The sequence below is a fragment of the Achromobacter sp. Bel genome, assembly GCF_012928505.1.
Lineage (GTDB): Bacteria > Pseudomonadota > Gammaproteobacteria > Burkholderiales > Burkholderiaceae_B > Achromobacter.
In genome coordinates this window covers 21,524-46,861 of record NZ_JABBJN010000005.1, presented here as the reverse complement: position 1 = coordinate 46,861, position 25,338 = coordinate 21,524, and the positions used below count along the sequence as shown (strand labels likewise).

32 protein-coding genes are annotated in these 25,338 nt (G+C 60.7%); 29 read left to right on the top strand and 3 right to left on the bottom strand.

Going from position 1 to position 25,338, the window contains the following annotated elements:
* The first annotated feature begins 268 nt into the window (after nt 1-268).
* From HG262_RS04810 to HG262_RS04675, 28 genes are all read left to right on the top strand, one after another.
* Nucleotides 269-742, top strand: coding sequence for a hypothetical protein (locus HG262_RS04810; protein WP_169269971.1), 474 nt, complete (start codon nt 269-271; stop codon nt 740-742).
* Nucleotides 742-1,143, top strand: a complete 402-nt coding sequence (locus HG262_RS04805) for a sigma-70 region 4 domain-containing protein (protein ID WP_169269970.1) — start codon at nt 742-744, stop codon at nt 1,141-1,143. Before HG262_RS04810 ends, HG262_RS04805 begins: the two co-directional genes overlap by 1 nt.
* 84 nt (nt 1,144-1,227) lie before the next feature.
* Nucleotides 1,228-1,728 carry a hypothetical protein gene (locus tag HG262_RS30940; protein WP_248293241.1) on the top strand — a complete coding sequence of 167 codons (501 nt, stop codon included), beginning with the start codon at nt 1,228-1,230 and terminating at the stop codon, nt 1,726-1,728.
* A gap of 488 nt (nt 1,729-2,216) precedes the next feature.
* Nucleotides 2,217-2,426: an HNH endonuclease signature motif containing protein gene (locus HG262_RS31190; RefSeq protein ID WP_348984366.1), complete on the top strand. Its 210-nt coding sequence runs from the start codon at nt 2,217-2,219 to the stop codon at nt 2,424-2,426.
* Nucleotides 2,426-2,587 (top strand): hypothetical protein, encoded by a 162-nt coding sequence (locus HG262_RS04790; RefSeq protein ID WP_169269968.1) that lies wholly within the window; start codon nt 2,426-2,428, stop codon nt 2,585-2,587. Before HG262_RS31190 ends, HG262_RS04790 begins: the two co-directional genes overlap by 1 nt.
* A gap of 223 nt (nt 2,588-2,810) precedes the next feature.
* Nucleotides 2,811-3,314 carry a P27 family phage terminase small subunit gene (locus HG262_RS30935; protein ID WP_169269967.1) on the top strand — a complete coding sequence of 168 codons (504 nt, stop codon included), beginning with the start codon at nt 2,811-2,813 and terminating at the stop codon, nt 3,312-3,314.
* Nucleotides 3,315-3,358: 44 nt separating this feature from the next.
* The gene (locus HG262_RS04780; protein ID WP_169270103.1) at nt 3,359-5,011 is read left to right on the top strand and encodes a terminase TerL endonuclease subunit; all 1,653 of its coding nucleotides are present in this window, start codon (nt 3,359-3,361) and stop codon (nt 5,009-5,011) included.
* Nucleotides 5,011-6,303, top strand: coding sequence for a phage portal protein (locus HG262_RS04775; protein WP_169269966.1), 1,293 nt, complete (start codon nt 5,011-5,013; stop codon nt 6,301-6,303). Before HG262_RS04780 ends, HG262_RS04775 begins: the two co-directional genes overlap by 1 nt.
* On the top strand, nt 6,300-6,998 hold the full coding sequence (locus tag HG262_RS04770; RefSeq protein ID WP_169269965.1) for an HK97 family phage prohead protease: 699 nt from the start codon (nt 6,300-6,302) through the stop codon (nt 6,996-6,998). Before HG262_RS04775 ends, HG262_RS04770 begins: the two co-directional genes overlap by 4 nt.
* A 9-nt stretch (nt 6,999-7,007) precedes the next feature.
* Nucleotides 7,008-8,285, top strand: a complete 1,278-nt coding sequence (locus HG262_RS04765; protein WP_169269964.1) for a phage major capsid protein — start codon at nt 7,008-7,010, stop codon at nt 8,283-8,285.
* A gap of 55 nt (nt 8,286-8,340) precedes the next feature.
* Nucleotides 8,341-8,625: a hypothetical protein gene (locus tag HG262_RS04760; RefSeq protein WP_169269963.1), complete on the top strand. Its 285-nt coding sequence runs from the start codon at nt 8,341-8,343 to the stop codon at nt 8,623-8,625.
* The gene (locus tag HG262_RS04755) at nt 8,606-8,938 is read left to right on the top strand and encodes a head-tail connector protein (protein ID WP_169269962.1); all 333 of its coding nucleotides are present in this window, start codon (nt 8,606-8,608) and stop codon (nt 8,936-8,938) included. The genes HG262_RS04760 and HG262_RS04755 overlap by 20 nt, the downstream gene beginning before the upstream one ends.
* Entirely contained in the window at nt 8,935-9,300 is a 366-nt protein-coding gene (locus HG262_RS04750; RefSeq protein WP_169269961.1) for a head-tail adaptor protein, read from the top strand. The genes HG262_RS04755 and HG262_RS04750 overlap by 4 nt, the downstream gene beginning before the upstream one ends.
* Nucleotides 9,290-9,796 (top strand): HK97-gp10 family putative phage morphogenesis protein, encoded by a 507-nt coding sequence (locus HG262_RS04745; RefSeq protein WP_169269960.1) that lies wholly within the window; start codon nt 9,290-9,292, stop codon nt 9,794-9,796. The genes HG262_RS04750 and HG262_RS04745 overlap by 11 nt, the downstream gene beginning before the upstream one ends.
* The gene (locus tag HG262_RS04740; RefSeq protein WP_169269959.1) at nt 9,796-10,149 is read left to right on the top strand and encodes a hypothetical protein; all 354 of its coding nucleotides are present in this window, start codon (nt 9,796-9,798) and stop codon (nt 10,147-10,149) included. The genes HG262_RS04745 and HG262_RS04740 overlap by 1 nt, the downstream gene beginning before the upstream one ends.
* A 63-nt stretch (nt 10,150-10,212) precedes the next feature.
* The gene (locus tag HG262_RS04735; RefSeq protein ID WP_169269958.1) at nt 10,213-10,890 is read left to right on the top strand and encodes a phage tail tube protein; all 678 of its coding nucleotides are present in this window, start codon (nt 10,213-10,215) and stop codon (nt 10,888-10,890) included.
* 9 nt (nt 10,891-10,899) lie between these two features.
* Nucleotides 10,900-11,310 carry a hypothetical protein gene (locus tag HG262_RS04730; RefSeq protein ID WP_169269957.1) on the top strand — a complete coding sequence of 137 codons (411 nt, stop codon included), beginning with the start codon at nt 10,900-10,902 and terminating at the stop codon, nt 11,308-11,310.
* Between the two features lie 68 nt (nt 11,311-11,378).
* Nucleotides 11,379-11,600 carry a DUF4035 domain-containing protein gene (locus tag HG262_RS04725; protein ID WP_211186964.1) on the top strand — a complete coding sequence of 74 codons (222 nt, stop codon included), beginning with the start codon at nt 11,379-11,381 and terminating at the stop codon, nt 11,598-11,600.
* A 41-nt stretch (nt 11,601-11,641) separates the two neighbouring features.
* Entirely contained in the window at nt 11,642-13,864 is a 2,223-nt protein-coding gene (locus HG262_RS04720) for a hypothetical protein (RefSeq protein WP_169269956.1), read from the top strand.
* Nucleotides 13,861-14,352, top strand: coding sequence for a hypothetical protein (locus tag HG262_RS04715; protein WP_169269955.1), 492 nt, complete (start codon nt 13,861-13,863; stop codon nt 14,350-14,352). The genes HG262_RS04720 and HG262_RS04715 overlap by 4 nt, the downstream gene beginning before the upstream one ends.
* Nucleotides 14,345-14,863, top strand: coding sequence for a hypothetical protein (locus tag HG262_RS04710; RefSeq protein WP_169269954.1), 519 nt, complete (start codon nt 14,345-14,347; stop codon nt 14,861-14,863). The genes HG262_RS04715 and HG262_RS04710 overlap by 8 nt, the downstream gene beginning before the upstream one ends.
* A complete protein-coding gene (locus HG262_RS04705; RefSeq protein WP_169269953.1) occupies nt 14,860-15,204 on the top strand; it encodes a hypothetical protein in 345 nt (114 codons plus the stop codon). The genes HG262_RS04710 and HG262_RS04705 overlap by 4 nt, the downstream gene beginning before the upstream one ends.
* Nucleotides 15,205-15,239: 35 nt before the next feature.
* Nucleotides 15,240-18,089, top strand: coding sequence for a host specificity factor TipJ family phage tail protein (locus tag HG262_RS04700; RefSeq protein ID WP_169269952.1), 2,850 nt, complete (start codon nt 15,240-15,242; stop codon nt 18,087-18,089).
* A 57-nt stretch (nt 18,090-18,146) separates the two neighbouring features.
* Nucleotides 18,147-21,464 (top strand): hypothetical protein, encoded by a 3,318-nt coding sequence (locus tag HG262_RS04695; RefSeq protein WP_169269951.1) that lies wholly within the window; start codon nt 18,147-18,149, stop codon nt 21,462-21,464.
* Nucleotides 21,465-21,525: 61 nt separating this feature from the next.
* Nucleotides 21,526-21,834, top strand: a complete 309-nt coding sequence (locus tag HG262_RS04690; protein ID WP_169269950.1) for a hypothetical protein — start codon at nt 21,526-21,528, stop codon at nt 21,832-21,834.
* Nucleotide 21,835: 1 nt separating this feature from the next.
* Nucleotides 21,836-22,114, top strand: a complete 279-nt coding sequence (locus HG262_RS04685) for a hypothetical protein (RefSeq protein WP_169269949.1) — start codon at nt 21,836-21,838, stop codon at nt 22,112-22,114.
* The gene (locus HG262_RS04680) at nt 22,111-22,605 is read left to right on the top strand and encodes a hypothetical protein (protein ID WP_169269948.1); all 495 of its coding nucleotides are present in this window, start codon (nt 22,111-22,113) and stop codon (nt 22,603-22,605) included. Before HG262_RS04685 ends, HG262_RS04680 begins: the two co-directional genes overlap by 4 nt.
* Entirely contained in the window at nt 22,589-22,855 is a 267-nt protein-coding gene (locus HG262_RS04675) for a hypothetical protein (RefSeq protein ID WP_169269947.1), read from the top strand. The genes HG262_RS04680 and HG262_RS04675 overlap by 17 nt, the downstream gene beginning before the upstream one ends.
* 703 nt (nt 22,856-23,558) lie before the next feature.
* Here HG262_RS04675 and HG262_RS31185 read toward each other — a convergent pair.
* Both HG262_RS31185 and HG262_RS04670 read right to left on the bottom strand, forming a co-directional pair.
* Complete coding sequence (locus HG262_RS31185) at nt 23,559-23,801, bottom strand: CrpP-related protein (protein WP_348984365.1); 243 nt, start codon at nt 23,799-23,801, stop codon at nt 23,559-23,561.
* A gap of 94 nt (nt 23,802-23,895) precedes the next feature.
* Nucleotides 23,896-24,204, bottom strand: coding sequence for a hypothetical protein (locus tag HG262_RS04670; RefSeq protein ID WP_248293239.1), 309 nt, complete (start codon nt 24,202-24,204; stop codon nt 23,896-23,898).
* 95 nt (nt 24,205-24,299) lie between these two features.
* Between HG262_RS04670 and HG262_RS04665 the strand changes: the two genes are divergently transcribed.
* Complete coding sequence (locus HG262_RS04665; RefSeq protein ID WP_169269946.1) at nt 24,300-24,494, top strand: hypothetical protein; 195 nt, start codon at nt 24,300-24,302, stop codon at nt 24,492-24,494.
* A gap of 2 nt (nt 24,495-24,496) precedes the next feature.
* On the opposite strand, the gene HG262_RS04660 is transcribed toward HG262_RS04665, so the two are convergent.
* On the bottom strand, nt 24,497-25,189 hold the full coding sequence (locus HG262_RS04660) for an SOS response-associated peptidase family protein (RefSeq protein WP_169269945.1): 693 nt from the start codon (nt 25,187-25,189) through the stop codon (nt 24,497-24,499).
* Nucleotides 25,190-25,338 lie beyond the last annotated feature (149 nt).

Here is a 25,338-nt window from a genome sequence, read left to right as displayed (position 1 = left end):
CCTCCGACATGGCTCCAAACCGATTCCAGGGAGCAGCGTGGGTGCGAAAGGCTAGAGCGCGGAAGGGGTGTCTGTACGGACGCCAACAGTCTGGCCGATCACAGGGGCGTACATCCGCCTGTGGGCCCTGATGCATACGGTCGGCTCCGGTTCGGCAATGCAGAGGTTTGAGCGCGATTGGGTAGGGGGAGCTCTGCCCATCGCTCCGATCCCACCTATTCAGCAATGTCCTTCAACAGCCAGCAGGTGTCATAGGTAAAGGTGCCACATGAATGTACTAAAGCTCGTCCCTACAGAAAATTCCGCGCGATCGCCGCGACCTTCCCAGGATTTCGCCGACTTCTGGGCGGGATGGCCGCGAAGGGTCGCGAAGCGTGACGCTGAGAAGGCGTGGTCCAAGCTCCGTCCGCAAGAAAAGGCCGCGGCCCTGGAGGCGTTGCCGAAACATGTGGAGTACTGGAACGCATCCGGGCGCGAACGCGAGCACATCCCGCATCCCGCGACGTGGCTGAACGGCGCGCGGTGGGATGATGAAATAGAACTGCCCAAGCCCAAGGCGGCACGCGCTAATCAGGACGCGCAGACCGCGGCCCCCGGCTGGATGGCGAGCTGGGCCGGCATGGACGCGATGGCGCGGCAGTTGCAGATCGACACCGCCCGTCTGGGCGAAAGCCCCCAGGCCTACAAGGCGCGAATCCTGCAGGCGATCCATGATCGCGACCGCGTTCGCAAGGTGGGCTGATGGAGCGCATCCAATGGGTACACAAGCGGTTCGAAGGCTGGGCGGTCTGGACGATGAGCGGGACAGGTGGTGGCCTCCCCAGGACGTACGACCCGAACCGCGTCGACCAAACCGATGATGTGCGCGCAGGGTGGCGGAATTCCGACCCGGCGTTCGATGCGAGCGCCCTGGAGATTGACCGCGCGATCGCGCAGCTTCCTGCCGAACTGAAGCGAACCGTCATGGCTGCCTACAGATGGGAAGGCGGTATGCAGGAGATCGCCGCTGCTCTGGGATGCACGCGTGCAACTCTGCATAACCGGCTGTGCAATGCCGACCGGCGCGTCCGTGACTGGTTGGAGGCGCGGCAAGCCCGATCTGATGTAATCAAGCAAAGGGGAATTTTCGCGATTTATACATGAGGGGGCATAATCCGCTACATTCCTGCGGAGCCCGCAACCTAAGAGCTCGCTGTAGTTCGAAACGAGCGCACTCCTGGAGCCGTGATGAGCGATCTGTTGGATTGGGCCGAAAAGGCCGGTGTCGAAAATTTGAAGGACCGAAGGGAAAATGCCGAGCACCTGCTTAAGGAAGGTGTGACGACTTTCACGATACTTATCGCCGCTGCCACAGGCGCGTTGGCCTACGTAATTAAAGGCCTTGAAGCAAAAACATGGTGGTTGGTTGGCGGCGCTAGTACGTTTTCAACCTACATGTATGTTCTTTGTGCTGTCTTGGTCCTTCGCGTTCTGCAAGCGAAAGATCTACCCGCCCTCTATAACGAGCCAATGAACTTGTATCAGAAGCAGTATTCGCTCGAGACCCTTCGGGAAGGAGAGCTGAAGAACGTCCAGGAGCGGATTGACAAGACTACGGCGCGGAACAATGCAACTGCCAAGAGCCTTAATAGAATCCGGCTCTGGGCAGTTGCGAGCCCTCTGGCGTTTTTGATTGGCGTCACTTTGGCCGCGGTGCTTCCTTGCGTTCTGGTTGCGGTTGCGGGATAAATGGTTGCTCTGGGCTGGTTACCTGCATAGCATTTCTCTTGTGTAGTTACGTTTCAAAGATCAGGTGCCGCTTTGCACACGGTTAAGCCGCGTGTAACGGCGAATGTAGCATCCGAAATCAACGTTTTAATTGGCCCTGGCCGGGTATCCGTCCAGGGTCTTTCATTTGTTGGCATCCGTAGTCGGGATCGGACGGCGTGGACATCGCCGCTACTCCTCGGCGTGGCCCGCGCCGTAATCCCGATAGGGCACCCCTTATGCCGAAAGCAAGACCGCGACCTTGTTTGCAGCCAGGCTGCCCGGCTCTCGTCCACGGTGGGGGCTACTGCGATGCGCATCGCCCCGCCCAGATTGAGCAAGGCCGGGAGCGGGATAGGCTGCGTGGCAGCGCGGCCAAGCGTGGGTACGGCGGTCGATGGCGCAAGGCGCGGGATACGTTCCTTGCGCGCCATCCGCTGTGTGCGGCTTGTTCGACGGATGAGAGGCCGGTGGCGGCGCGTGACGTTGACCACATCGTGCCGCACCGATTGTCTGAAGCGTTGGACAGTGGTGATCAAGACCGCATCGCGCTGGCGCAATCGTTGTTCTGGAATTCTGGGAACTGGCAAGGACTTTGCCAGCGGTGCCACTCCAAGAAAACGGCCCGTGAAGATGGCGGCTTCGGCAACAAGGCCCTACGGCACAAGGCGGATATGTGATGGCCAAGACGGCGACGGTTCAGCTGCGTTGGCGCTGGTGGTTGCGCTGGTATTTGTACGGCGTGGTGACCATGCATGCTTTGACAGGTCTTCGGCCTGATATGGATCGCGTCACCTGGTGGATCCGGCGTGGGTTGGTCGCGAAAGTGGTCAAAAACTGATCGCATTTCCCGGGTTTGCTCAAAAATTGCGCATTTTCTAGGGTTGGTCAAAAAATGACCAAAAAGGGGACGGGGTAGGGGGGCAAAGTCGGGCGGTATCGCCCTGAGACCGCGCCCCAAGTTGGAAATTTATGGCAACCGATTTTTGAAGGGGGGGGGGTCAAAGGTGACCTCTCCACCTCACGCGCCGACGGTTTCAGTTCGGCAGCATCGAGGTGTGAGCATGGATCAGGAACGACCGAAACTCGAGGTGATCGCCGGCGGTGCGCAAAAAGTTGTCGCCCTTGCGACGACTGGCAAAGCGGTTTCGCCGGAGCGGCCGCCGGGTCTGACGGCGCCGCGAGAAATCGAAATCTGGAATTACATCTGCGAGCAGCTGCGGACCGCTGGCATTGAGCACCGCATCTTCGGCCTTGCTGGCGCGCTGGTGTGCAACGCGTACGCGGAGTGGCTGGAAGCCCGCGAGACGCTTGAGGAATTCAAGTCCCGCAACAACGGCTCGTACTACGTGAAGACGCCCAACGGCTACGAGCAACCTCATCAATCGTTCTATGTCGCGGAAAAGCTGCGGCGCGAACTCCTGCAATACCTCCCGGAATGCTGTCTGACGATCCCATCCTTCGCGAACGTCCGAAGCAAGCTGGGCGACGACGGGCAGCAAGATCTGCAGTTCGGCGACCTGGTGGGCCACGCGAACGAGGATCGAAAAAACTACTCGCGCAGATAGAGGCGCTGGAGCTTCATGAATGGGACCTCGCGTACGGCTTGCCCGTGCTGCGGGGGCAGGAGGTGGTTGGCCGCCTGACATATCTGGCGGTGGCCCGCCATTATCAGGATCTGCTCGATGGGCACGAGCGCGGGTTGGAGTTCAGCCCAGGGCATGCCTGGCACGTGATCGATTACATCGAGCAGAACTTCGTGCATATCCGTGGGCCGCTGGCAAGGCAGCCCATCCTGCTGGATCCCTGGCAGAAGTTTTGGACTGCCGTCCTGTACGGCTGGCTGCGGCTCGATGGCCGGCGCCGGTTCAGAACAGGATACGAGGAAGTCGCACGCAAGAACGGCAAAAGCACGTGGAAGGGGCCCCAGGGCGCGTACCTCTTCATGATGGATGGAGAGATTGGGGCGGAGGTGTACACCATCGCCACGACGCGAGAGCAGGCTATGGCCATCTTCCGGCCGGCGCTGGACAACTTCCGGCGCTGGGCCCGGCGGTCCCGCGGCGTGGAACGTAGCTTCAAGATCCACGATGGAAAGAACCAGGAACAGATTTCGTACGACAGCTCGGTTTTTAAGCCGCTGCCCGCGAACGCAGAATCGCTGGACGGCCTGAATCCGCATGCGGTCCTTGTGGACGAGCTGCACGCGCACAGGTCGCCCGAGGTCTGGGAAGTGATGTCGAGCGCATTGGGCGCACGGCTCCAGCCGCTGCAATCGGCGATCACGACTGCCGGCTTCATCCTGGACGGTGTGTGCATGACGGTCAGGAACTACCTGGTCAGCGTGTTAGAGGGAACGCGGGAAGACGATTCGTTCTTCGGGTATGTGTACACCCTGGACGAAGGCGATGACCCGCTGAATGAGCGGGTATGGCCGAAGGCGAATCCCGGGTTGGGGCGGTCCAAGACGCTGGAGTACATGCGGTCGCGTGCGAAAGCGGCGGCGGCATTGCCCAGTGAAATGGCGAACTTCAAGACCAAGGATTTGAATATCTGGTGTAACGGCGCTGACGGGTGGTTTGACGTCGACGTCTGGGACAAGGGAAAAAGGCCATTTGATCCGCTGGCCCTGCGTGGGCGCCGTTGCTTCGGTGGTATCGACCTTTCGCAAACGACGGACCTTACGGCCTTCGCCCTGGTGTTTCCGCCCGTGGAGGACGATCCAAATTGGTATTTGCTGGTGTGGACGTATTGCCCGCGCACGAAGGTCGACGCTCAGAAAGATGATGCGGCGCCCTATGCGCGCTGGGAGCGCTCGGGCCACCTGACAGTGACCGAGGGCGACATCGTCGATTACGAGCCTATGCATCGCCAGATCACGTCGGCCTCGCAGCTTTATGACCTGGTGGAAGTGGCCTACGACAAGTGGAACTCCACGCACCTGGTCAACGAGCTAGCCGAGGAAGGCGTGCCGATGGTGGAGGTGCCGCAAAACACGGGCGGCATGTATCCGGGGTCGAAGCTGCTGGAACTGTGCGCATACGGAAAGCGCCTGCGGCACGGCGGCAACCCGGTCGTTCGATGGGCAGCAATGAACGTGGCCCTGCTCTTTGACAGCAATGGCAATTTCCGCCCGGACAAAAAGAAGTCGTCCACCAAAGGGCGGATCGACCCGATCGTCGCGACAGTGCTTGCGATGAGTCGGGCGGCAGTGCATTCGCCGGCTGAACTGGCCGACTTTATCAACGATCCGATTGTCTTCTGATGAAACTACTTACCAAAGCGTCCGCTGGCATCGCCCAGTGGCTGGGGCGCACGCTCAGCCTGGGCGATAGCGGATTCTGGCGCTGGTACTACGGATCCGATAACTACTCGGGCAAGACCGTGACAGCCCAAACCGCTTTGCAGCTCTCTGCGGTTTGGGCATGCGTTCGGCTGCTGTCACAGGTGCTTGGAACGTTGCCGGTGTTCCTGTATTACCGCGACGGCAAGGGGAAAAGGACACTTGCAACGGACCATCCGCTGTACACGGTTCTGCACGACCAGCCGAATGCCAACATGACACCGGCCGACTTCTGGCAGTGCCTCATTGCGGCGGTAGCGCTTTGGGGAAATGGGTATGCGTTGATCCACCGGGCGGGTGGTCGCATTGTGGCCCTGGAGCCGTTGCGCCCCGAACTGATGGTCGTGAAGGTCGATAAATCCGGTGCGCTGGAGTTTCGATATACGGACCTGAAAGGCGTGCTGACGATCTACAGCGAGGCCGAGATTTTCCATATCAAGGGCTTTTCCCTTGATGGGTTGATTGGGTTGTCGCCCATTGCCTTTGCGCGCAACACCCTGGGCGCCGCCATGGCGCAAGAGGAAACGTCCAGCCGGATCTTCGCCAACGGGCTGCGGCCCAGTGGGGTGGTGTCGACTGAACAGATCCTGACCAAAGGCAACCGCGAAGACATACGCAAGAGCGTCATCTCGCAGGTGGGCACGGCATCGCAGTCGGGCAGCACGCTCGTGCTCGAGGCGGGGATGAAGTACCAGCCGGTGACGATGAACCCAGAGGACGCGCAGCTGCTCCAAAGCCGCGCCTTCTCCATAGAGGAAATCTGCCGCTGGTTCTTCAACACTCCACCCATCCTAATCGGCCATTCGCCCCAGGGACAAACGATGTGGGGCAGCGGTGTCGAGCAGGTAATCATGGGTTGGCGCGTGATGGGCATGGGGCCGCTTGTCATCGGGATCGAACAGGCAATCAAGCGGCAACTTTTGCGACCGGAAGAGCGGCGCTCGTATTACTCGAAGTTCTCCCTCGAGGGGTTGATGCGCGCGGATTCCGTGGGCCGGGCCCAACTGTATTCGTCGAAAGTGCAGAACGGGCTGGCGAACCGAAATTCGATTCGCGAGCTCGAGGACGAAGAACCCTACGAAGGTGGCGACATTTACACCGTGCAATCCAATTTGATACCGGTCGACCAACTGGGGCAGCAGTCGTCCGGCGAACAGGCGAAAGCGTCTATGCGGTCCTGGCTGGATCTCCCCACCTTCGAGGAAAAGAAATGAAACGAAAGAGCGCTGTGATGCAGATCCGGTCGTTCGACTACGACATCAAGGCCGTCAGCGATGACGGCCTTTTTTCTGGCTACGGCTCGGTTTTCGGGGTCGTGGATAGCTACAACGAAATCGTCGCCCCGGGCGCATTCATTGAGAGCTTGGACGATACCCGCGCCAAAGGCCGGACGCTTCCCGTCCTCTGGCATCACCGCGGCTCGGAACCCATCGGCGACTGGGACATCAACCAGCTCAAGGAAGACGCCCACGGGTTGTATGGCGTGGGCCAGCTGTGGCTGCAGGATGCGCCCTATGCCAAGACCGCCTATCGCGGAATGAAGACCCGGGCGATCACGGGGCTGTCCATCGGCTACTTCGTCCGCGATGCCGTCTACGACGAAAAGACCAAGATCCGCACGCTGAAAAAGCTGGACCTGGCCGAGATCTCGATCGTCACGGCGCCCGCGAACGACGAGGCGCGGGTCGACGCAATCAAGGCCCGCATCGCACACGGTGCGGTCCCTGAACTTCCCGACTTTGAGCGGTTCCTGCGCGAGGCAGGCTTCTCGAAGTCACAGGCCGCGGTGATCGCGAATCGCGGCCTGAAACACCTGCTCCGGAGTGAGTCCGAGGGCGATGCCGCGATTACCAACGAATTGGCCAGCCTGGCACGCCACGCCTCGGCCTTCACCCTCCCCAAGTTTTAAGGACACATCATGCGTATCAGTCAATTCGAACAATCAGCCCTGGCCATCGCTGTTGCCTCGGGTCTCCAGCGTAAGGCCGCCCAGGGCGGTAATGACGGTGGCGACACCCTGGAAGTGAAGGAACTCGTTAAAGCGCTGACCGAACGCGACAACGAAATCAAGCAGTTCGCCGAAAAGGCCTCCGAAGAAATCAAGACCTTGGGCAAGGTCTCGGAAGAGACCAAGACCGCGCTGGAAAAGATCTCCAGCGAAGGCATCAAGATGAACGACCGCCTGCTCGAGCTCGAGCAGAAGCTGGCGCGTCGCCAGACCAATGACGGCGATCGCATCAAGTCGGTGGGCGAGACCTTCACCGATACGGACGACTACAAGTCCTTGTCCAGCAAGGGGCGTGGCACGGCGCGCATGCGCCTGAAGGCAGTCACCAATATCACCAGCACCACCTCGGGCACCGGCGGCGTCGGTGCAGCCATCGAGCCCACGCGCGTACCGGGCATCATCAGCCGCCCGGATCGTCCGATGACTATCCGCGACCTGCTGATGCCGGGTCGCACGTCGTCGGACTCGATCGAGTTCGTGCAGGAGAGCGGCTTCCAGAACATGGCAGCGCCCGTCGCCGAAGGCGCTGACAAGCCCCAGTCCGACCTGTCGTTCGAGCTGAAGACGACGCCCGTTCGCACGATCGCGCACTGGATGCGCGCTTCCAAGCAGGTGTTGGCCGACATCCCGCTGCTGCAAAGCTACATCGACGGGCGCCTGCGCTACGGCCTGCAGTACGTGGAAGAGCAGCAGATCCTGGCCGGCGATGGCACGGCGCAGAATCTGCTGGGTCTGATCCCGCAGGCCACGGACTTCGACGACGACTTGCGCGAGGCCGGCGACACGAAGATCAAGACACTGCGTCGGGCCATCCTGCAGGTACGCCTGGCCGAGTACCGCGCCAGCGGCATCGTACTCAACCCGATCGACTGGGCCGACATCGAACTGGAAACCGACTCCAACGGCCGCTACATCTGGGTCAATGTCGTCGAAGGCGGCCAGCCGCGCATGTGGCGCCTGCCGGTGGTCGAGACCACGGCAATGCCCTCCGGATCGTTCCTCGTCGGGGCGTTCGATATGGCCGCCCAGGTCTTCGACCGCGAAGACGCCGCCGTCGAGGTGTCGACGGAAGACGGTGACAACTTCCGCAAGAACATGGTGACGATCCGCGGCGAAGAGCGAGTCGCGCTCGCCGTCTACCGGCCGGAGTCGTTCGTGTTCGGCGCGTTCGAAGCGCCGACGCCGTAAACCGCGCCCAGGGGCGTTAACTAGGGCGGACCGGGGAAACCCGGTCCGCGAAAGCATGAAAGTCACTGTTATCAAAGCATTCCTTAATGGCGGCAACTGGGCGATGCCTAATCAGACACTGAACGTTCCGGACGGCCGCGCGAAGGATCTGGCGGCGAATGGGCTGGTGGCATTGCCGTCCAAGGGCGCTGAAGGAACCCAGATGCAGAGCAAGCCCGAACGTCACCCCTCAACGAAGCCGGCGCGTGCGCCCAGCACGAAGCCAAGCCCGGCGCCCGAAACGGCCAAGTCTCCGCCGGTCCAGACGCAGGGTGGAACCAATGCCAACCCCAACGCTTGAGCAAGCGAAGCTGCATCTGCGCGTCGATTTTGACGCCGATGACACGCTGATCACTTCCTTGCTGGCCGCCGCCGTTGAGTCCGCATCGAACTATCTCGGTCGGCCTATTCCCTGGCCGCGCCTGGACAGCGACGGTGAACCCGTGCTGGACCAAGATGGCGAGCCGATCGAAGAGCCGGTGCCCGAATCGGTGAATGCGGCGATCAAGCTGGAGCTGGGCGCGCTGTACGCGAACCGCGAGCCAGGCGCACCGGTGTCATCGTCTGCCTTTCGGGCATTGCTGATGCCGTATCGAATCGGGATAGGTGTATGAAGGCCGGCCCTCTGAACAAGCGGATCCGCATCGAGCGGCGCCAAGTTGAACGTACGCCGAGCGGCGCAGAAAGGCTCCTTGGCTGGGTCCCCGCCGGCACGCCATCGAATCCCCAGGGCGAGTACTGGGCATCTGTGGAGCCATTGCGGGGCCGCGAGTACTACGCGGCCGGCGCCCAGGTGCGGGCCGACATGGACACCAAGATCGTCATGCGGGTGCAACCTGGCCTCCCGCTTGATCCAACGATGCGCGTGGTGTTTGTCTCAACGGTGCTGGGCATTGTGTCGGTGGCCAATGTGAAAGAGGCCGGCGACATGTGGGAAATCATGGCGAAGTCGGGCGGGGTAAGTGATGGTCGATAAGGTGAAGATGACCGGCCTTCGGGAAATGGGCTTGGCCTTTAAAGAGCTCAACAACCGCCTGCAGAAGCGGATCGGACGCAGTGCGGTATCCGCCGGCGGCCGGGTCTTGCAGAAGGAAGCCAAGGCTCAGGCCCCTGTTCTCAAAGAACCTCATCCGCACCGCAAGCCCGGGACTGTCCGGGCGGCCACGCGCGTGAAGGCGATAGCCAAGCGCAGCGGGTCATTCGAGGCAGTTGTCTGGGTGAAAGGCATCGGCACCAAGAAGATCGCGGCATTCAAGCAGGCGACGGGCCGCAACAGCAGTCAGAACCCGGACGACCCGTTTTACTGGTGGATGGTTCATTTCGGCACCGCGAAGATCCCGGCCAATCCGTGGATGTCCCGGGCCTTCGATTCGAAAAAGCTTGAGGCCGCGAAGAAGACCGCGGACCAGCTCGGAACGCGCTTGGAGGCGGAAGCTTCCGGCGTGGGCCGTACACACGGAAAGGTGAAGTAATGGGCGTCGCAGAAGTCCTTGGGCCCGTCCTGGGCGCGCTGGTGGACGACCGGGCGTACCCGGTCGTCCTGCCCCAAGACCTGAAATCGTGGCCGGCGATACGGTTCAGTTCATACGCGGTTCCGGCCTCGACGAATTGCGGCGATTCGGATCTGGATGACCATCGGATCCAGGTCGATGTCTACGGCTCGGAATTCGACGAGGTTGCTGCACTCGGCGCGAAGGATGGCCCCGTTTGTGGGGCGATTGAAACGGCTTTCGAGAGCTGGGAACGGATCTCGATCGAGCACAGTTTCGAAGAGGATGGCCGGCTGTTCCGGTGCCTAGTCGTATATCAGGTGGCAGCGCCCTAATAGCGGCGCCGCTTCAAACCAAATTTCTCCGCCCGCTGGGCAATCAAAACTGAGGTGCATGAAATGTCTAAGGGTAAAACCACGCGATTCAACGGCTCGCGATACGCCGTACAGACCTCCCTGGAGGCCTCGAAGGTCATCACGAACGCAACCCAGGCAAAGCCGATCGTTGTTACCGTCGTCGGCCACGGCTATGCGTCGGGGGACGTGGTAAAGGTTTCTGGCCTGCATGAAAGCGTGGACGCCACCTACGCGGTCAAAAGCCTCTCCGTTGACACGTTTGAACTCGTCGGCAGCAACGGCGAGGATTACGTCCTTTCCCTGGCTGACACCACGGCAAGCCGCGGCGTGTTTACCAACATTTGCGAATTGACCAATTACAGCGAGGCGGGCGACACGCGTGCGGAAATGCCGACGACCACGATGTGCTCGGACGACGAGGAAGAATCTGAGCCTGGCATGCGTACGCCTGGCGCGCTGACGCTCCAGTTCAATTCGGCACCGGCAACCACGGGCCAGCAGACCCTGCAGAAGCTGGACGACGAAACGACGCTCTTTTGGTCCCGCCTGCGCTTGACGAATGGTCAGGGAACGGTGCTGGTTCATGGCTACATCCAGACGGGCATCGGGATGGACGGCTCCACGGGCGCGTTTTTCACGGGCGGCGTGACGATCAAGAAGACGCCGCCGGTCAGCGGCGCGCGTTCCAAGGTTTGGTTCCCGGCAGTCACGGGCGCGTAAGGAGGGACTATGGCAGAAAACGAATTTACCGCCCAGGAGCTCCGCGACCTGATTCTGAAACAGCGGCCCACGTTCAAGCCGACGAAGGTGTTGGGCGAACGGGCCTATCTGCGTACGGATATGAGTGTGGGTGAGGCCAACGCCTATTTCCAGGACGCCCGCCGACGCAAAGTCAGAATCGCCCAGAAGCTCGGAATAGACCTCAACCACGACGAGCCCATGGAGGTGCAGCTCCAGCTTGAACAGATCACGGATCCGTACGCGATGGCGTCGCGGATCGCGCACCGCCTGTGCGATGCGGGCGGCAATCGGGTCTTCGACCCCTCCGACGAGGCTGATCTCGAGTTCATCAACAGCTTGGGCAAAGAGTTCTTGTCCACGGCCAGCGATGAGGAAGAGGAACCGTCGGAAAAAAACTGACGCCCCGGCGCGAGTTTCAGCTGCTGCTGTGCCTTGCGCTGGGAAAGCTCCCATCCGAGATCGAGGCCATGCCCGAAAGGCACCTGATGGAGTTTGAGCAGTACTACGAAAAGCAGCCGTTCGGTCTGTGGCGCGATGACTATCGCATTGCTCAGCTTGCGGTGGTAATTGCCCGCAGTTCTGGCAACAAGTTGTTCGGCGTGAACGACGTTATGCAGTTCTGGTCCGCTGGTGGCGGCGGGGCTGGGGATGTCGACGCGTTGGTGATGGATGCCGACGTCGTGATGTAGCGAAGCAATTAAACGCGGGGGCTGTCCCGCAGGGGAATGACATGGCAGGCGGCGCGATCGGCAAGCTGAACATGCTGCTGGGTCTGGACACGACCGAATTTAGCTCGGGCCTGAGCCGGTCGGAATACGCGGCTCAGCGCACGATGGAGAACATCCGCCGGAGCATGGCGGCCGATGTCGGGCGGATTGCGGGTATCTGGGCCGGCATCACCGAGGGAATCGTCGGTCAGTTGCAGGAGATCCCGCGGCAGGCGCTGGCGGCCGTGAAGGGTGCGATCGATGAGATGGACTCCGTCTCTGATCGCACCCAGCGGCTTGGCATCGGTGCGGAAACCTTGCAGGAACTCTCCTACTACGCGGAGTTTTCCAGCGTGTCGGTGGAAGGTCTGGACGGTGCAATCCGCACGCTGTCCAAAAATATGGAAGCTGCCAATACGGGCAGCAAAGCCCAGGTCGCGCTTTTCAAGGCGTTGGGTGTAGAAGTCGCGGACAGCTCGGGAAAGCTGCGGTCGGCCGACGCCGTGATGCGGGATGTGGCTGACAGGTTTGCCCGAATGGAGGATGGGGCCAACAAGACGGCGATCGCGCAGGAAGTGTTCGGCAAGACGGGCGCAGACATGATCGTCATGCTCAATGGCGGCGCCAAGGGTTTCGATGACGCCGCGGCGAAAGCGCGAGACTTCGGCATTGTTGTCGGCGAGGACGTGGTCGATGCGGCCGCGCAGTTCAACGACTCGTTGGACGATCTGCAGCGGTTGGCGAAAGGCGCGTTCAACGAGCTCGCGGCCGCTTCGCTGCCGGTGCTGAACACGTACATCGAACGTCTGATGACGGCCCGGAAGTCGTTGGGCGATTTTCTTGGGGCAATCCAGGGTACGGCGTATGACTCGCTCTTTGGCAGCAGCGACCCATTCGAAGCGCTCACGAAGTACGACGCGCAGCGCCGGTCGATCCAGGGCGAGATAGATGCGCTGAAGCGCGGAGATACGGGTGCAAAAGCTAAGTCGCTGATTTTCGGCGTCGGGGAAAAGGAACTCGGCGAGCAGTTGCGAAATGCGGAACGCGTGATTGCGGCCGCCCAGGCCCGCATTGACCAGGAAATGAAGGGCTGGGGCATCGACATTCTCGGGGCGGGCGACGTTCCTGTGACCGCGCCTGTGGTTGTTACGGGGGAAACTAAGAGCGGAGCTCAAAAGCTCGACGAGGGCGCGCGCTACATCGCCCAAATGAAAGTGCGGTTGGCCCTGATTGGTCGTGAGACCGAAGCGGAAAAGCTGTTTGCCAGCATTGCCTCGGGCACCTTGACGTTCCGGACCGAGCGCGAAAAGCAGCAAGCCATCGGCCTGGCTGAGGCAACCGACGCATTCAATGAGCAGCAGGACGCCATCAAGGGCGCGCAAAAGCAGCTGGAGGAATACGGTCGGCTCATGGACACCCTGTACCCGGAGCGGGCGAAGTCCAGGAAGATCGCCGACGGTGCGGCGCTGCTGGGCCAGTACTTGCAAGTCGGTACACCGGAGTATGAAGACGCCTACAAAAAGATGGTCAAGCAGTTTGGCGCGGCCACCGATGAAATGGACGAATTCGCCAAGCAGGGCGCGCGGAACATTCAGTCGACGTTTGGCGACGGGATCTATTCCGTTTTGACTGGAAAGTTCGACAACATCGGTCTGAAGTTCGCGGACATGCTTGCAAGGATGGGATCGGACCTGCTGGCGTCTAAGCTGGGCAAGCTGCTGTTTGGTAGCTACGGCGGGAAGGGCGGCGAAGTGGGGGGGCTGCTGGGCGGGCTGTTCAATGGAATCGCCGGGTGGCTCGGTGGCGGCATGTCCGTTTCGCCGTCGTATACCTCGGGCGGCACTGCGGTCGGTAATGTCAGCGGGATGACTGGTTCGTGGGGTGGGTTGCGGGCGTCTGGCGGTCCGACGATGCCTGGGTCTTTCTACCAGGTGAACGAGCGCGGCCCGGAGCTTTACACAAAAGGGCGGGACACCTTTCTTATGGAAGGCGGGAGCGGCGGGTATGTGACGCCCCTCGGCTCCGGATTTTCTGGCGGCTGGGGAGAGCCTCGGGTCACGGTCAATAACTATGGCGGCAGGGACGTTGATGTGCAGCGGATGAGCGACGGGGAACTGCTGATCGAGGTTGATCGGCGCATCGAATCGAAGACCCCGCGCATCATGCAAAGGCAGTTCGGTCAGGCGAACTCGCGGGCGTCGAAGTCCCTTACTTCAAATTTTGAAACGTCGAGGAAGAGATCATGAGGCCGTTGTTACCGTTCTGCCCACTGATGGCAGGATATTCGGCCGACATCGGTGACGGCACGATCCGCACGCCACTGGACGGCGGGCCCGGGCGATATCGGGCCGACCTTTCGGGTAGCCCCCATATGGTGTCGGCGTTGTGGCGACTGCGTGATGAGCGGTACTCGATGTTCATGGGGTTCGTGCGGAACTATCGACGCAACGGGGCGGAGGCCTTCGAGATCGACCTGCGGCTGGATACCCATAAAACTGAACGCTACGTCGCGAACTTCATCCCTGGGTCGGTCAGGCTCGTTTCGAAGGAAGGGCGGTTCTATACGGTTTCGGCCACCTTAGAAGTGCAGCCCATGCCCGATCTGCAGGTGGGCGAGCTGGACTACTGGGGATCGCTAATCATGATGCTCACGATCTATGGAAGCTTCGCCGCGGCGAGGGAAATCCTGGATCTTCTTGGCAAGCTCGTAAACGAGGATCTGCCCCATGCCTGAATCCAATGACGACCAGTGGGTCAACTTCTTTTTCGGGGCGCCGTCGAGTACCGCAGAGGTTCCCACCCTGGAGATCAGCCAGCCGGATTTCTCCCAGGTGTGGCGCGTGCAGGCGAAGTATCGCGAAGGTTTCTGGGCGCGCCTGGAGTCCGGCGAGCAGGTGTTTTTTCAGTACGTTCCCCTGGGCCTCAAGCTGTTGGAGGATCGTGGGAATCTCGATTTTGGCATGACCGTTACCTTTGGCGACCTGGGTGAAATCCTGCCTGATGAGGTTCAGCGGGGGCGTGCGGCTGGCTCGTTGCGGACATCTCCACCCAGGGTGGTTTACAGGTCGTATCGGTCCGACGGCATGGAAAGGCCGATGTTTGGTCCGGTAGTCTTGCAGGCCCGCACGATCACGCGGTCGCCGGAGGGTTCGCAGTTCGATGCCGCTGCTCCGCAGGTCAATGTCAGCAAGACCGGGCGAGTGTATCGGTCGGACGAGTTTCCGATGCTGCGGGGGTTCTTATGAGTATCGACTTTCTTTTGTCCAGGGAATACGACCGCAAGACGTACAACTGCCTGCACTTTGCGGCTGATGCCTGGGAACACTTGACGGGGGACGCACGGCTGCACCAGGTCGAGGAATGGGATTTTCAGGCCGGTCGGCTGTCCGCGTTGTTTCGAGATCTGCGACGCCAGCGTGGCCCGACGGTTGAGCCGTCGTTGGTGCTTATGGAGGCGTTGGGCGGAGGATCCCATATCGGCGTGTGTTTGCGTGGGCGGCTGCTCCACCTAACCGAGGGCGGAGCCCAGTTTCTCCTGATTGAGGCTTTGGCAGCCAGTTACATAAACATGAGGTTTTATCTGTGATCACTGTCCTCTTGTACCGAGCTCCCGATAGAGCCATGGAAACGCACCAAGTCAATGACTTGCTTTCGTTTTTGAAGGCGGAATTGGGGCCGCGTTTCCCGCCGGGTGCGCGTATCACCGATATGGCTACGAAAACTGTGGTTACGCCCAAGGACCCGCTTGAGGTCTCCGCACTGCGGGGAATGCCTGGACCGTTTGTCGTTGAAGTCTTTCCGCGAGAGGGATTGACGTGGACGGCGATAGCTGTCGCATTGGCGGCGTCAACTGCCTCGATGATCCTGACGTCAATCTTGACGCCCGATCCGCCCAACGCCACCGCACGAAACGTGCAGCAGGAATCGCCGAACAATGGGCTTTCGGAGCGCACGAATCAGGCGCGGGTGAATGGGCGGGTGCCGGATATTCTGGGCAAAGTACGGTCGACGGCTGATCTGCTGGCCCAGCCGTACAAGATCTTCGAGAACCACGTTGAAAAGGAAATCGCCTTCATGTGTATCGGGCGTGGCGCCTACGCGATCCACGATGCACGGGACGACACGACGCCCATCTCGCAGATCGCCGGGGCGTCCGTTGAGGTATATGCGCCGTTCACGTCGCCAAACAGCGGGCACGCGCCGCAGCTGCGCATCGGCAACGCAATCAACCAGCCTGTCATTTCCAGCAAGCGGATCAACAGCGTCAATGGCCAGGTGCTGCAGCCGCAGGACGTGGGCAGTGCGATCCGCCGCGGTATGGTGTTTCGATCGCCTAACGAAGTTGTCTCGCAGGATAGTGAACTCGATTTCACCGAGCTGTTCATTGCGGGAGAGGTAATTTCGATTCAGGGTGCTGCGCAGACGCAGGGGACATATTCGTTTAGCCCGCCGGAAGGGGCAACGTTCCGGACAGATAGCGCGATGCGTCCTGCGTGGGGTGAAGTGACTTTCGAAGGCAATCATGCTGCCGAGTGGTCAGCTGGTCAGGTGGTGACGCTTTCGAATGGTGCGGTTTCCTGGACTGATCATACCGGCGGCGACGGTGATTTCGACTACACGGCGACCGGGAACGTGACGGGGATTTATGGAGTCATTTCCGCCAGCTTTGCCGCCGGTGAAACTACGGTCCGGCTGGACACAACGCAGAATTCAGCAGCATGGGCGGCCTTTCGAACGGCGCCGAATGTCGTCTCGGGCACGCCTACGCTGACCAGGCCGTCTGACATTGTGCAGTTCGACCTGTCGGGCATGTACACGATCAATACCCTGACCTCATCGTTGCTGACGCTTGACAACCCGAGCGCGGTAAACCCGGCCTGGGACACCTTGCAGAACGACTATGGTGGAGTCTCGGTGGTCATGAACCCCACTATCTCCACGACGGGAGAGCGTTGGGTAGGATGGTTCACGGTGGAGAGCGTGCAGCCCATTACGCGGGTGATCGCCAATGTCATTGCGCTCAATGGCCTATACAAGGACAACGGGCGGCAGCAGTATCGACGCGATGTGGTCTATAGGTTTGAGGCTCAGCGCGTCGATGGAAACGGCAACCCGTACGGACCCGTGCTGGCGTTTAATCGGGAGATCCGGGGCTCGGCAGTCACGAAGGTGGTGCGGGCGGACACGCTTGACGTGGAGCTGGGCGGAGAACCCAGTAAGCGCTGGCAGATGCGCGCGCGTCGCCTGACGAATTCGGACACGGATTTTGAGGGCAGCGTCGTGGACGAAATCCAATGGCGCGACCTGTACGCTTGCTCTGCCGTTGATCGCACGCATTTCGGGGATGTGACTACGGTGCAGTCGGTGACGTTTGCGACGGACGGCGCCTTAGCCGTCAAGGAACGAAAGCTGAATCTGCTGGTGACCCGCAAGCTGCCGCGCAGGGTGTCAGGGTCGACGTTCACGACGGAGCTGTATCCGACCACCGATGTCGCGGACATCATTTCGGCCGTGTGCCTGGATCCCCTTATCGGGAATAGGGCGCCGGCGGAAGTGGACTTCGACAACATCTATGCCACGGCTCAGGCGATCCGCGATTACTTCGGTGTCGACGTGGCGCAGTTCAACTACACGATCGATAGCGATAACCTGTCGTTCGAGGAAACGCTGGACATGATCGCGCAGGCGGTGTTCTGTCGCGCATATCGTCGCGGAAGCGTGATCAAGCTGTTTTTCGAGCGCGCCTCCGAAGATGCCTCTTTGCAGTTCAACCATCGCAACAAGTTGCCCGGTTCCGAAACGCGGACCGAAGGCAGCGCGATGGAGAACGACGGTATCGAGTATCCGTGGATTGACCCCGACGACGATTCCCAGGTGACGATTTACCTGCCGGAGGACCGGTCGGCAGTGAATCCGAAACGGTACGACTCGGTGGGTGTGCGTGTCAGGGAGCAAGCCTACATCCATGCGTACCGCGCATGGAACAAATTGCAGTTTCAGGATGTAGTGACGGAGTTCGACGCATTGCCGGAGGCCAATCTGCTTGCGGTGTCCGAACGGATCCGGGTCGCAGATAACACGCGGGCGCAGGGAAGCGACGGTGAGATTGTGGATGTGGCAGAGGACGACGGCAGGCTCGTCGCCTTGTCGCAGCCCTATGACTGGAAGCCGGGCGGCACCTACCGCATTTTTCTTCAGAGCAGCGACGCCACCATTGAGACGATGGCGGTGCAATCTGGGGGAAGTGCTCGGCTTGCCCTGTTGGAACGTGAGCCGCGGACACCAATCATCCTGCGGGGTGAGGGCTACAACCCGACGACTTACATCATTGGGGAGGGAACCAGCCCCCGGGAGGCAATGCCGTTTTTGGTCGACGAGAAGGGCGCACCGAACGACGACGGGACTATCCCGCTAAAGGCGATCAACTACGACGCCAGGTATTACCAGAACGATCTCGATTTTCACGCTTAGATTTCACCAAACCCAATGAGCCCCGCCCCGTGCGGGGCTTTTTTTTGCGAGTTCCAAATGGCTGGATACCTCACCGCACAGCAATTGATCAACGGCAGCCTGGATGCCGAAACGCTCGATAGGTATGCCACGGGAAGCGTCGGGCAGCCGAACGTCAATCGGGTTGGCAATGATGTCCAGAACCTGGCCACACTGACGCAGCAAGTGCTGGAAGTGGCCTCGGGTGCCGCCAACTTACGCACTTACCTGACTGCGGCTGCGATGAATAGCGATACGAGCTCGCCCGCGGGTACGACTGGGCAGGTCACGAACGATTCGGACGCGTCCAAGAACGGCTATTACGTTTTCAATGGGGCGGATTGGCTGTGGTCGGGAATTCAGCCAGCGAGCGTGCCGCGCGTCAACAGTCTGTTGCGGGTCGTGCAGGCTTGCCCGTGGCTGGATCCATCCGTGCTCAATCTCAGCGGCTCTGGTCAAACCGATTGGTTCTTGCCGACACAAAAGCGTATCGAGGCGGCGCTGGCTATCAAGTCGGTCCGCATCGAAAACGGCGACCCCAACGAGCGATACCTGATCTCGGTTATCTGCAACCAGGATCCGACAAATAAGGATCGGATCGCCATCGCAAAGTTGAGCGACGGTGCGACGGTCCTCAATACTGGTGCCGTGGATATCGCCCGCAACGCCAGCGGATTGACGCGCGTCGTCATCGGGTCTGTGGCGAATGACGCCTCGCTGCGGGCATACCTGGATATCGACTACCGCGAAATCACCAGCACGGGCGTCCTCAACTCTGCGTCGCTCGGCCTTTTCCGGATCGCTCGGACGCGTGAGCTGGATGCGATTCGACAGATCGTCGACCGGGGCATGTTGCCATCCTGGCTCCGCGCGGACTATCGAAATCTGGTGCTGGCTGGCAATGAGCGCTGGCGTGCTGCGACGAGCGCTATCCGGGGCATCTGGCTGGATGGCGTCGATAGCGCCAAGAACTACCGGGTGAGCGTCGTCGCCAAGGATCAGTCCTATGGAAACCGAATCCTGATCCATGACGGGGCGGGCACCGTAGCGGGGTATGACGATCCGGGGATCGCTCCCACTGGTATTCAGACCGTTCCTCTTTCCGAGCGAAACGGCAGCGGCGTGTCTGGCTCTGTGACTATCAATTGGTCGCTTTTGACGGGCCCGTTTGTCGTTACCAGCGTTGTGTCGAATCTGGTGATTGATCCGAGCTATCCGGACCCCGAGCGCGCAGCGCAACTGGTTTACCGCGGTGGGGGTGGGGCGAATGCCCAAGCCTCAATGCGTCCGCTTGCGCGGGCGATTAGGGTAGCTACGGCGGGATCCAGTATCAACTGGGGGCAGGGATACCTGGGCGAATTGAGCTACGTGGGAGGTATCGAACTTTACTTGCGTACGCGCGCCGCAACGTCTATCCACGCTTCTTTGCTCGCGCCTTCGGCCGCATCGATCGTGGCTCCGAATCTGTGGCTGGGATCGGCGCGTCGGATGCAAGGTATCAATGCGTCCGCTGAATTCGACTTGTGGGGCGATGAGCTGACGGTGAACCTGTGCCGTGAACGTGGTAACGACGGGGCAGCCCTGGTCGACCTCTATGTTGATGATGCGCTGTTCGGCACTTTTAGCACATACAACGACGGGCCGTTCGGCACCGATACTGAGAACTTTTCTGGCAACGGTGCGGACCTGAAATATCCGCTCGCGCGCGGCTTCACGTTCGACCACGTAGTTACGGTCAACGGTTCCGAACTCGTCGGCGGCATGAACACACAGGGCAGCGGAGCTGCAATCCCTCCGGGTTGGGATTACATGATCACGCGAGCCTACAGCGTGCCGCTGAATGCCGTGGTGCATCAGGTTTGGTTCCGGAACGCGCCGAGCGGCCCGATCGTCTGCACCTACAGCTATGGCGAGTCGATCAGCTATATGCGCGGGACGCTGGGCAACACCGGAAAGGGTCTGAGCACACCGCTCGAGTCGCCGTTTGGCGACGGAGCCGTGTCGGAAGACACAACGCAGCCTGCCAGTGTGAGCAGTGGCCTGGGTTTTCGAGACAGCGATCCGCGCGCGTGCGTGACATATATGTTGGGTGAGGCCAAGCAGCGCCATTTTCGCCTGGTCGTGCGCGCCCTTGATCCGCGCGCCACGGGCGGCACGCCTCGGCTGGACCTGAACTTCGTCACGAACCGTATGCACCACATCATGAATGCGGGCATCGGCGGTTGGTCGGCAGAACTGTTCCTGACTAGCGATGTGCTCCTCAACCGTATCGAACGTGTGGCGGAATGGGGATCGGACGTTTTCCTGATGGAATCCAGTACCAACGACGATTGGCTTACGCACGTCACGAAGGGATGGGTTACGCGCACGGGTGTCACAGCGCAGCAGTTGAAGGACGATGAGAGCAGCAACTACTTCAGCTCGATCACGGGAACGTCCCCGAACAAGACGGTGCTGGACGACCGGATCCCCATCGCTGCGGCCGCGGCGAAGTCCATCACGTTGAACACCGCCGGCGCCACCATTTCGGCGGCTGCCGGGGATGCGTTGATCATCGGCTCCTTCCATGGCGACCATCGCCGCGTCGCGGTACGGCTGATCGATACCTACGCAGCCGGCGTGGCGACGTTCAAACGTCCGATCAGCGCCGATGACTTTGCGCAAGCCGACAGCCTCGCCGGCCTGGTTGGCGACTGGGCAATGGTCAAGGCGGCGCCGACGTGGGTTTCCCAGGTCGAGCAGTGCGTGCAGATTGTCCAGGACGAGAATCCGGATTGCCGCGTGCACATCGCCACCTGCGGCGCTCCGAACTATCACCACCGCCGCCTGTTCGGGTATCGCGAGCTGGGCATGGATCTGGCGCGGACCAAGGGCTGGGGCTTCGTGGATTTCTACGACGCAACGAACCGCTTCCAATACAACCAGCCCCAGACTGGCCGGCTGTATATCACGACGAGCCAAGGGACCGCATCGACGGGAGCCGCCAGCTACCCGCTGTACATGCCCAATGGCAGCGTGCCGACGGCGCGGATGATCCACATGCCGCAGATCCTGGTGGACGGTGTCGACCGCACCAACCAGGGCGTGCACATCGAAGGGGGCTACGCCTATTCCTGGGCCTCGGGGGTCGCGGAACCGTCGCTTAGCAACGACACCCTGCAGCAGAAGCCGTATCGCTTGGTATTCACGTCCGATGTTCCGGCTGCCGGCGCGGTGATCGAGGTTTCGTACGCCACGCGGATCTGGTCCACGGACGACACGCACCCCGGCCGGCTGGATCTTGGGGCCTACGGCATCCCGGTATTCGGAAACATTGGGCAGCAGATCGTTGATGCCCAGACTATCCGAATTCTCTAACCAATCGGCCGAATGCCACTGCCCGCTGTCGCGGGCTTTTTTTCGTCTATAGGGGACGCGATTGAACATCCAAGATTTCGACGCCATCGCGGCAAAGCTGGCCGGTGTTATCGGCGCGATGGTGTCCATGCGGTTCCTGCAAGGATCCCGTACCGCCAAAGCCAGCATGGCGGCCACCGGCGCGGTGTTGGCCTACTACGGGTCTCCGTGGCTGGCGCAGGGACTTGGTATTCCGGAGGGCCTGTCAGGCTTCCTCTGCGGATTTCTGGGTATGGCGATCATGTCGCGGATGTGGCAGGCCGTGCAGGAAGCGCCCATCGGTGCCCTGTGGCAAGCCGTTCTCGATCGCGTACGCGGAAAAGGGGCCTGACATGGATACCAAGATCTACATCACCTTGTGGGCGGTCCTGGCCTTCGTCTGCTGGCTTGTTGTCGCCGGTGGTGCTGTGCTGGCGGTTTTCGCTAGGTCGGTCAAGGACACCACTCTGGAGCGCATAGGGCTGGCCGCCATCTGCCTGACTGCGACGGGTGCGGCCTGCCGGATCTTCGTTGCCGGCTGGGCAAGCGCCGGCGACGCCGCCCTTGCAGCTTCGGCTGCCTTCTACGTGGCCGCGGTGACGGCCAAGCACATCAGGAACCCTAAACAATGACTCTATCCGAGATTATCAAGACGGGTATCGACCCCGCTTTGGTGCTGCTCCCCGCCCAGATGGATACGCAGGCGGCGCGCTTGATGCTGCTGGCCATCGGGTTGCAAGAAAGTCGATTCATCCATCGGCGCCAAGTACGCGGGCCGGCGCGTGGTTTTTGGCAGTTCGAGAAGGGCGGCGGCGTGCGTGGTGTGCTGACGCATTCGGCGAGCCGCGACCATGCGTACGGGATCTGTGCCGCCCGTGGCGTCGAACCCGTGGCGACGTCTGTATATGCCGCTCTCGAGTTCGATGATGTGCTGGCGGCTGTGTTCGCGCGATTGCTGATGTGGACAGACGGCTGGCGTTTGCCCGACGTTGGTGACGTTCAGGGCGGCTGGGAGCTGTATATCCGAACTTGGCGGCCTGGGAAGCCACATGCGAAGACTTGGCCCGCACTGTACGCGCAGGCCGTTGCGGAGTTGGGGGGTAATCGTGCAAGCATGGCTTGAACGCGCCAAAGGAGGGCTGCTGCTACTCGGCCTGGCGCTGGTTGCGCTCGTCGGTATCTTCTACCGGGGGCGGGCGACCGGCCGCGAGGTCGAGCGGCAAGAGCGGGCACGAAAGATCAACGAACAGGCGGCACAGGCCCGCCGAGAGGTGCGTGATGTGCAACACGAGACGGCGAGCATGGATGACTCCGCTATTGCTGATGAGCTTAAGCGTGAGTGGGTGCGTGGCGCCGGCCCGGGTCGGTATTGAATACTGCGACCATGCAAGACCGGTCTATTTCGCAGATGCGGGACAAGTCGACGCCACGCCCACTGAAATCCGTCGGCAGATCCGGGATGGGAATGCCACTTGGCGCGCGCTCTGCGGCCCCTGAATGTGTAAGGTATAGTAGCCGCGCCAGAATCAAGGAGCGTAGGTTTATGCGTAAGGGAATCGCAGTCTTGCTATTGTCAGCCGTATCCGGCTGTGCTTCGACTCCGGCGGACGTTGATACCGCTCCAAGAGAGAATGCGTCATCGATTCTCGACCCTTCGTTGCTCATTCCTGGCCCGGACAAAGGGAGTATTCGGATCGTTCGGGACCGCGGCGTAGTTGGCGCGGGCATATTTGTGCTTATTTATATTGACGGGCGTCATGTCGCTAACGTCGACGCAAATCGTGTCCTTGAGCTGCAGGTTCCGGCAGGGACAAAAAAGCTCGGGCTGCAGGTAAACCGCGTCACAGATCCCGTTGCCTATCAAGAGATCGTCGTTCGACCTGGATCGGTTTACGACTATCGGGTTAGCGTAAGGGGGAACGGCTGGACTGCTGACTGGCGTTTAGATCGATTGAACTGACGAATCATGGTATAGCTCGCTTATCAGCAACGGCCAAGTGCTACCGCAGCACCATGCAGGTCCGTAGCTTTTCACGGGCAACAAAAAGCGCCCCGATTCGGGGCGCTGATCCATCTTCAGTTGCGGTGTCGCGCGGTAGCGCGTGGCACATAGCGAATATGGCCTCCCGGAGGTGGGCGCCAAGACTTGGTTTCGTTCATCCATCCGGCTTCCCAGGCCTCAACCTTTTCACGCCACTCCACTATCGATTCGCCCGTATGGCCGGGCATTTCTGCTGCTCGATAGTAGGGGCAGTCCCACAAGGTCAATCCGTCGCGGGCGGCACTTGCGCCCAGCTTTTGGATGTCTTCGCGATGCATTGCCGTACCCTCCAAAAGTAGATGATCGGGGGAACAATTATTGCGCTTTCGACTAGGCGACTGCAATAGTGTTACAGCATCCCCGGGCCTGGTTTCATTGACTGACCCACTGCATCCACCACCCCTGGTAGTAGCGCCGACCGTCAATTTCCTCGAAACCGCAGACCATCATGCCGCGGTCAGAGGAGAAGGTCAGAAGCTCGGGCTGCAACAGGTCCGGAATCGCGCCCTTTTCGGTCGCACCGAACTTCTGAAGGCCGTCCATGGTCATGACGCGGATGTACCGCTTCATATCTTCTCGCATGATCGAGTACATGCGGACGGTTCCGGTGATGGTCGGGCTGGGGTCTCGGTCGTGGCGTTTCTCGCCGAGGTAGTGGCTTCGGGTGACGGTGCAGAGCATGATCTTCTGTCGCAAATACTGTATGGACATACAGTATAAACAGGCCTAGAATTCGCGCAACTCGGCCCTATTTCCGGGCCGGAGGGGGACGGAACATGGCAGACGAGGAATGGACCCAACAAGACTATTACTACTGGCAAGGACCATCCGGTTGGACAATCTGCCGCGTGTTCGTTGACGGCATGTGGCGGTACGAACTCTGGTTCAGCCGCGGGAGTGGCGGGACAATCTACGGCATGCGCGCCTCGCTGGCGGCGGCGCAAGAGCTGTATCGGCAAAAGCTGGGGTAGCGCTATTGGCTCTGCGGTTCTGCTACCAAACGATCGGCAGGGAAGGGCACCAGGAAATCGCGGCTGGCCTCGGCCGGCGCGATCAGCCATTCGCCATAGGAGGCTTCGGGCAAGATGACGACCATCCGTTTTTCCTTGCCCGCCTGATGGTAGTCCCTGAATAGGGGATCCTCGTCCGCATTGATGGTCAGCATGGTGTAGCTCTCCTGCCATTGACCGGCTGCGTCACGGTAGCGGTCCCAAAGCCCGGCGATGCCCAGCGGCGCGCCGTCGGCCCGCGTGAAGCACGTTGGCACAGACTTGGTGGTGCCGAACTTGGCCTTTGTTTCGTCGCGGTGGTCGGGTTCGAAGATTGCATCAGCCGGGATGATGCAGTGCTGGGCTCGGCGCCAGGCCAAGCGGAACGTCCACAGCTTGTGGGCTGTCTCGCTTTTGGCGTTGAACGTCGAAATCTTATCTGCCTGGGCCAGCTTCTCGGGTGGCGTGCCGGGTGCGATCATGCCCCAGCGACCTACCACCGCTTCCCGTTCCGGCACTGCCTCATCGCCCGCGTCATGCTCCACCGGCCGGCGCACGAACAGCCCCTGACGCCTGGGCCACATATCGTAGCTGCCGAGCGATGCCGGCTTCTCGCGCACGCCGAATTTCTTCAGCAGCAACTCGGCGTCCTTCAGGCTCTGGTAATGGCTGCACATGGAACCCCCAAGATAGAGGTTATGTAAACAAGCACTCGTCAGTCTGTGCGAGGACAGACTTCGGCCTGCGACTTTACTAGCATGAATTTCGCATGCCTAGGGGGCAGTATTGAAGCGAGGTTGCGCGTCTGGGTTGCGCGAAGAGTGGA

Coding starts and splice junctions, on each gene's coding strand:
- HG262_RS04810 (WP_169269971.1), top strand. CDS start 269: ATGAATGTACTAAAGCTCGTCCCTACAGAAAATTCCGCGCGATCGCCG.
- HG262_RS04805 (WP_169269970.1), top strand. CDS start 742: ATGGAGCGCATCCAATGGGTACACAAGCGGTTCGAAGGCTGGGCGGTC.
- HG262_RS30940 (WP_248293241.1), top strand. CDS start 1,228: ATGAGCGATCTGTTGGATTGGGCCGAAAAGGCCGGTGTCGAAAATTTG.
- HG262_RS04790 (WP_169269968.1), top strand. CDS start 2,426: ATGGCCAAGACGGCGACGGTTCAGCTGCGTTGGCGCTGGTGGTTGCGC.
- HG262_RS30935 (WP_169269967.1), top strand. CDS start 2,811: ATGGATCAGGAACGACCGAAACTCGAGGTGATCGCCGGCGGTGCGCAA.
- HG262_RS04775 (WP_169269966.1), top strand. CDS start 5,011: ATGAAACTACTTACCAAAGCGTCCGCTGGCATCGCCCAGTGGCTGGGG.
- HG262_RS04770 (WP_169269965.1), top strand. CDS start 6,300: ATGAAACGAAAGAGCGCTGTGATGCAGATCCGGTCGTTCGACTACGAC.
- HG262_RS04765 (WP_169269964.1), top strand. CDS start 7,008: ATGCGTATCAGTCAATTCGAACAATCAGCCCTGGCCATCGCTGTTGCC.
- HG262_RS04760 (WP_169269963.1), top strand. CDS start 8,341: ATGAAAGTCACTGTTATCAAAGCATTCCTTAATGGCGGCAACTGGGCG.
- HG262_RS04755 (WP_169269962.1), top strand. CDS start 8,606: ATGCCAACCCCAACGCTTGAGCAAGCGAAGCTGCATCTGCGCGTCGAT.
- HG262_RS04750 (WP_169269961.1), top strand. CDS start 8,935: ATGAAGGCCGGCCCTCTGAACAAGCGGATCCGCATCGAGCGGCGCCAA.
- HG262_RS04745 (WP_169269960.1), top strand. CDS start 9,290: ATGGTCGATAAGGTGAAGATGACCGGCCTTCGGGAAATGGGCTTGGCC.
- HG262_RS04740 (WP_169269959.1), top strand. CDS start 9,796: ATGGGCGTCGCAGAAGTCCTTGGGCCCGTCCTGGGCGCGCTGGTGGAC.
- HG262_RS04735 (WP_169269958.1), top strand. CDS start 10,213: ATGTCTAAGGGTAAAACCACGCGATTCAACGGCTCGCGATACGCCGTA.
- HG262_RS04730 (WP_169269957.1), top strand. CDS start 10,900: ATGGCAGAAAACGAATTTACCGCCCAGGAGCTCCGCGACCTGATTCTG.
- HG262_RS04725 (WP_211186964.1), top strand. CDS start 11,379: ATGCCCGAAAGGCACCTGATGGAGTTTGAGCAGTACTACGAAAAGCAG.
- HG262_RS04720 (WP_169269956.1), top strand. CDS start 11,642: ATGGCAGGCGGCGCGATCGGCAAGCTGAACATGCTGCTGGGTCTGGAC.
- HG262_RS04715 (WP_169269955.1), top strand. CDS start 13,861: ATGAGGCCGTTGTTACCGTTCTGCCCACTGATGGCAGGATATTCGGCC.
- HG262_RS04710 (WP_169269954.1), top strand. CDS start 14,345: ATGCCTGAATCCAATGACGACCAGTGGGTCAACTTCTTTTTCGGGGCG.
- HG262_RS04705 (WP_169269953.1), top strand. CDS start 14,860: ATGAGTATCGACTTTCTTTTGTCCAGGGAATACGACCGCAAGACGTAC.
- HG262_RS04700 (WP_169269952.1), top strand. CDS start 15,240: ATGGAAACGCACCAAGTCAATGACTTGCTTTCGTTTTTGAAGGCGGAA.
- HG262_RS04695 (WP_169269951.1), top strand. CDS start 18,147: ATGGCTGGATACCTCACCGCACAGCAATTGATCAACGGCAGCCTGGAT.
- HG262_RS04685 (WP_169269949.1), top strand. CDS start 21,836: ATGGATACCAAGATCTACATCACCTTGTGGGCGGTCCTGGCCTTCGTC.
- HG262_RS04680 (WP_169269948.1), top strand. CDS start 22,111: ATGACTCTATCCGAGATTATCAAGACGGGTATCGACCCCGCTTTGGTG.
- HG262_RS31185 (WP_348984365.1), bottom strand. CDS start 23,801: ATGCATCGCGAAGACATCCAAAAGCTGGGCGCAAGTGCCGCCCGCGAC.
- HG262_RS04670 (WP_248293239.1), bottom strand. CDS start 24,204: ATGCTCTGCACCGTCACCCGAAGCCACTACCTCGGCGAGAAACGCCAC.
- HG262_RS04665 (WP_169269946.1), top strand. CDS start 24,300: ATGGCAGACGAGGAATGGACCCAACAAGACTATTACTACTGGCAAGGA.
- HG262_RS04660 (WP_169269945.1), bottom strand. CDS start 25,189: ATGTGCAGCCATTACCAGAGCCTGAAGGACGCCGAGTTGCTGCTGAAG.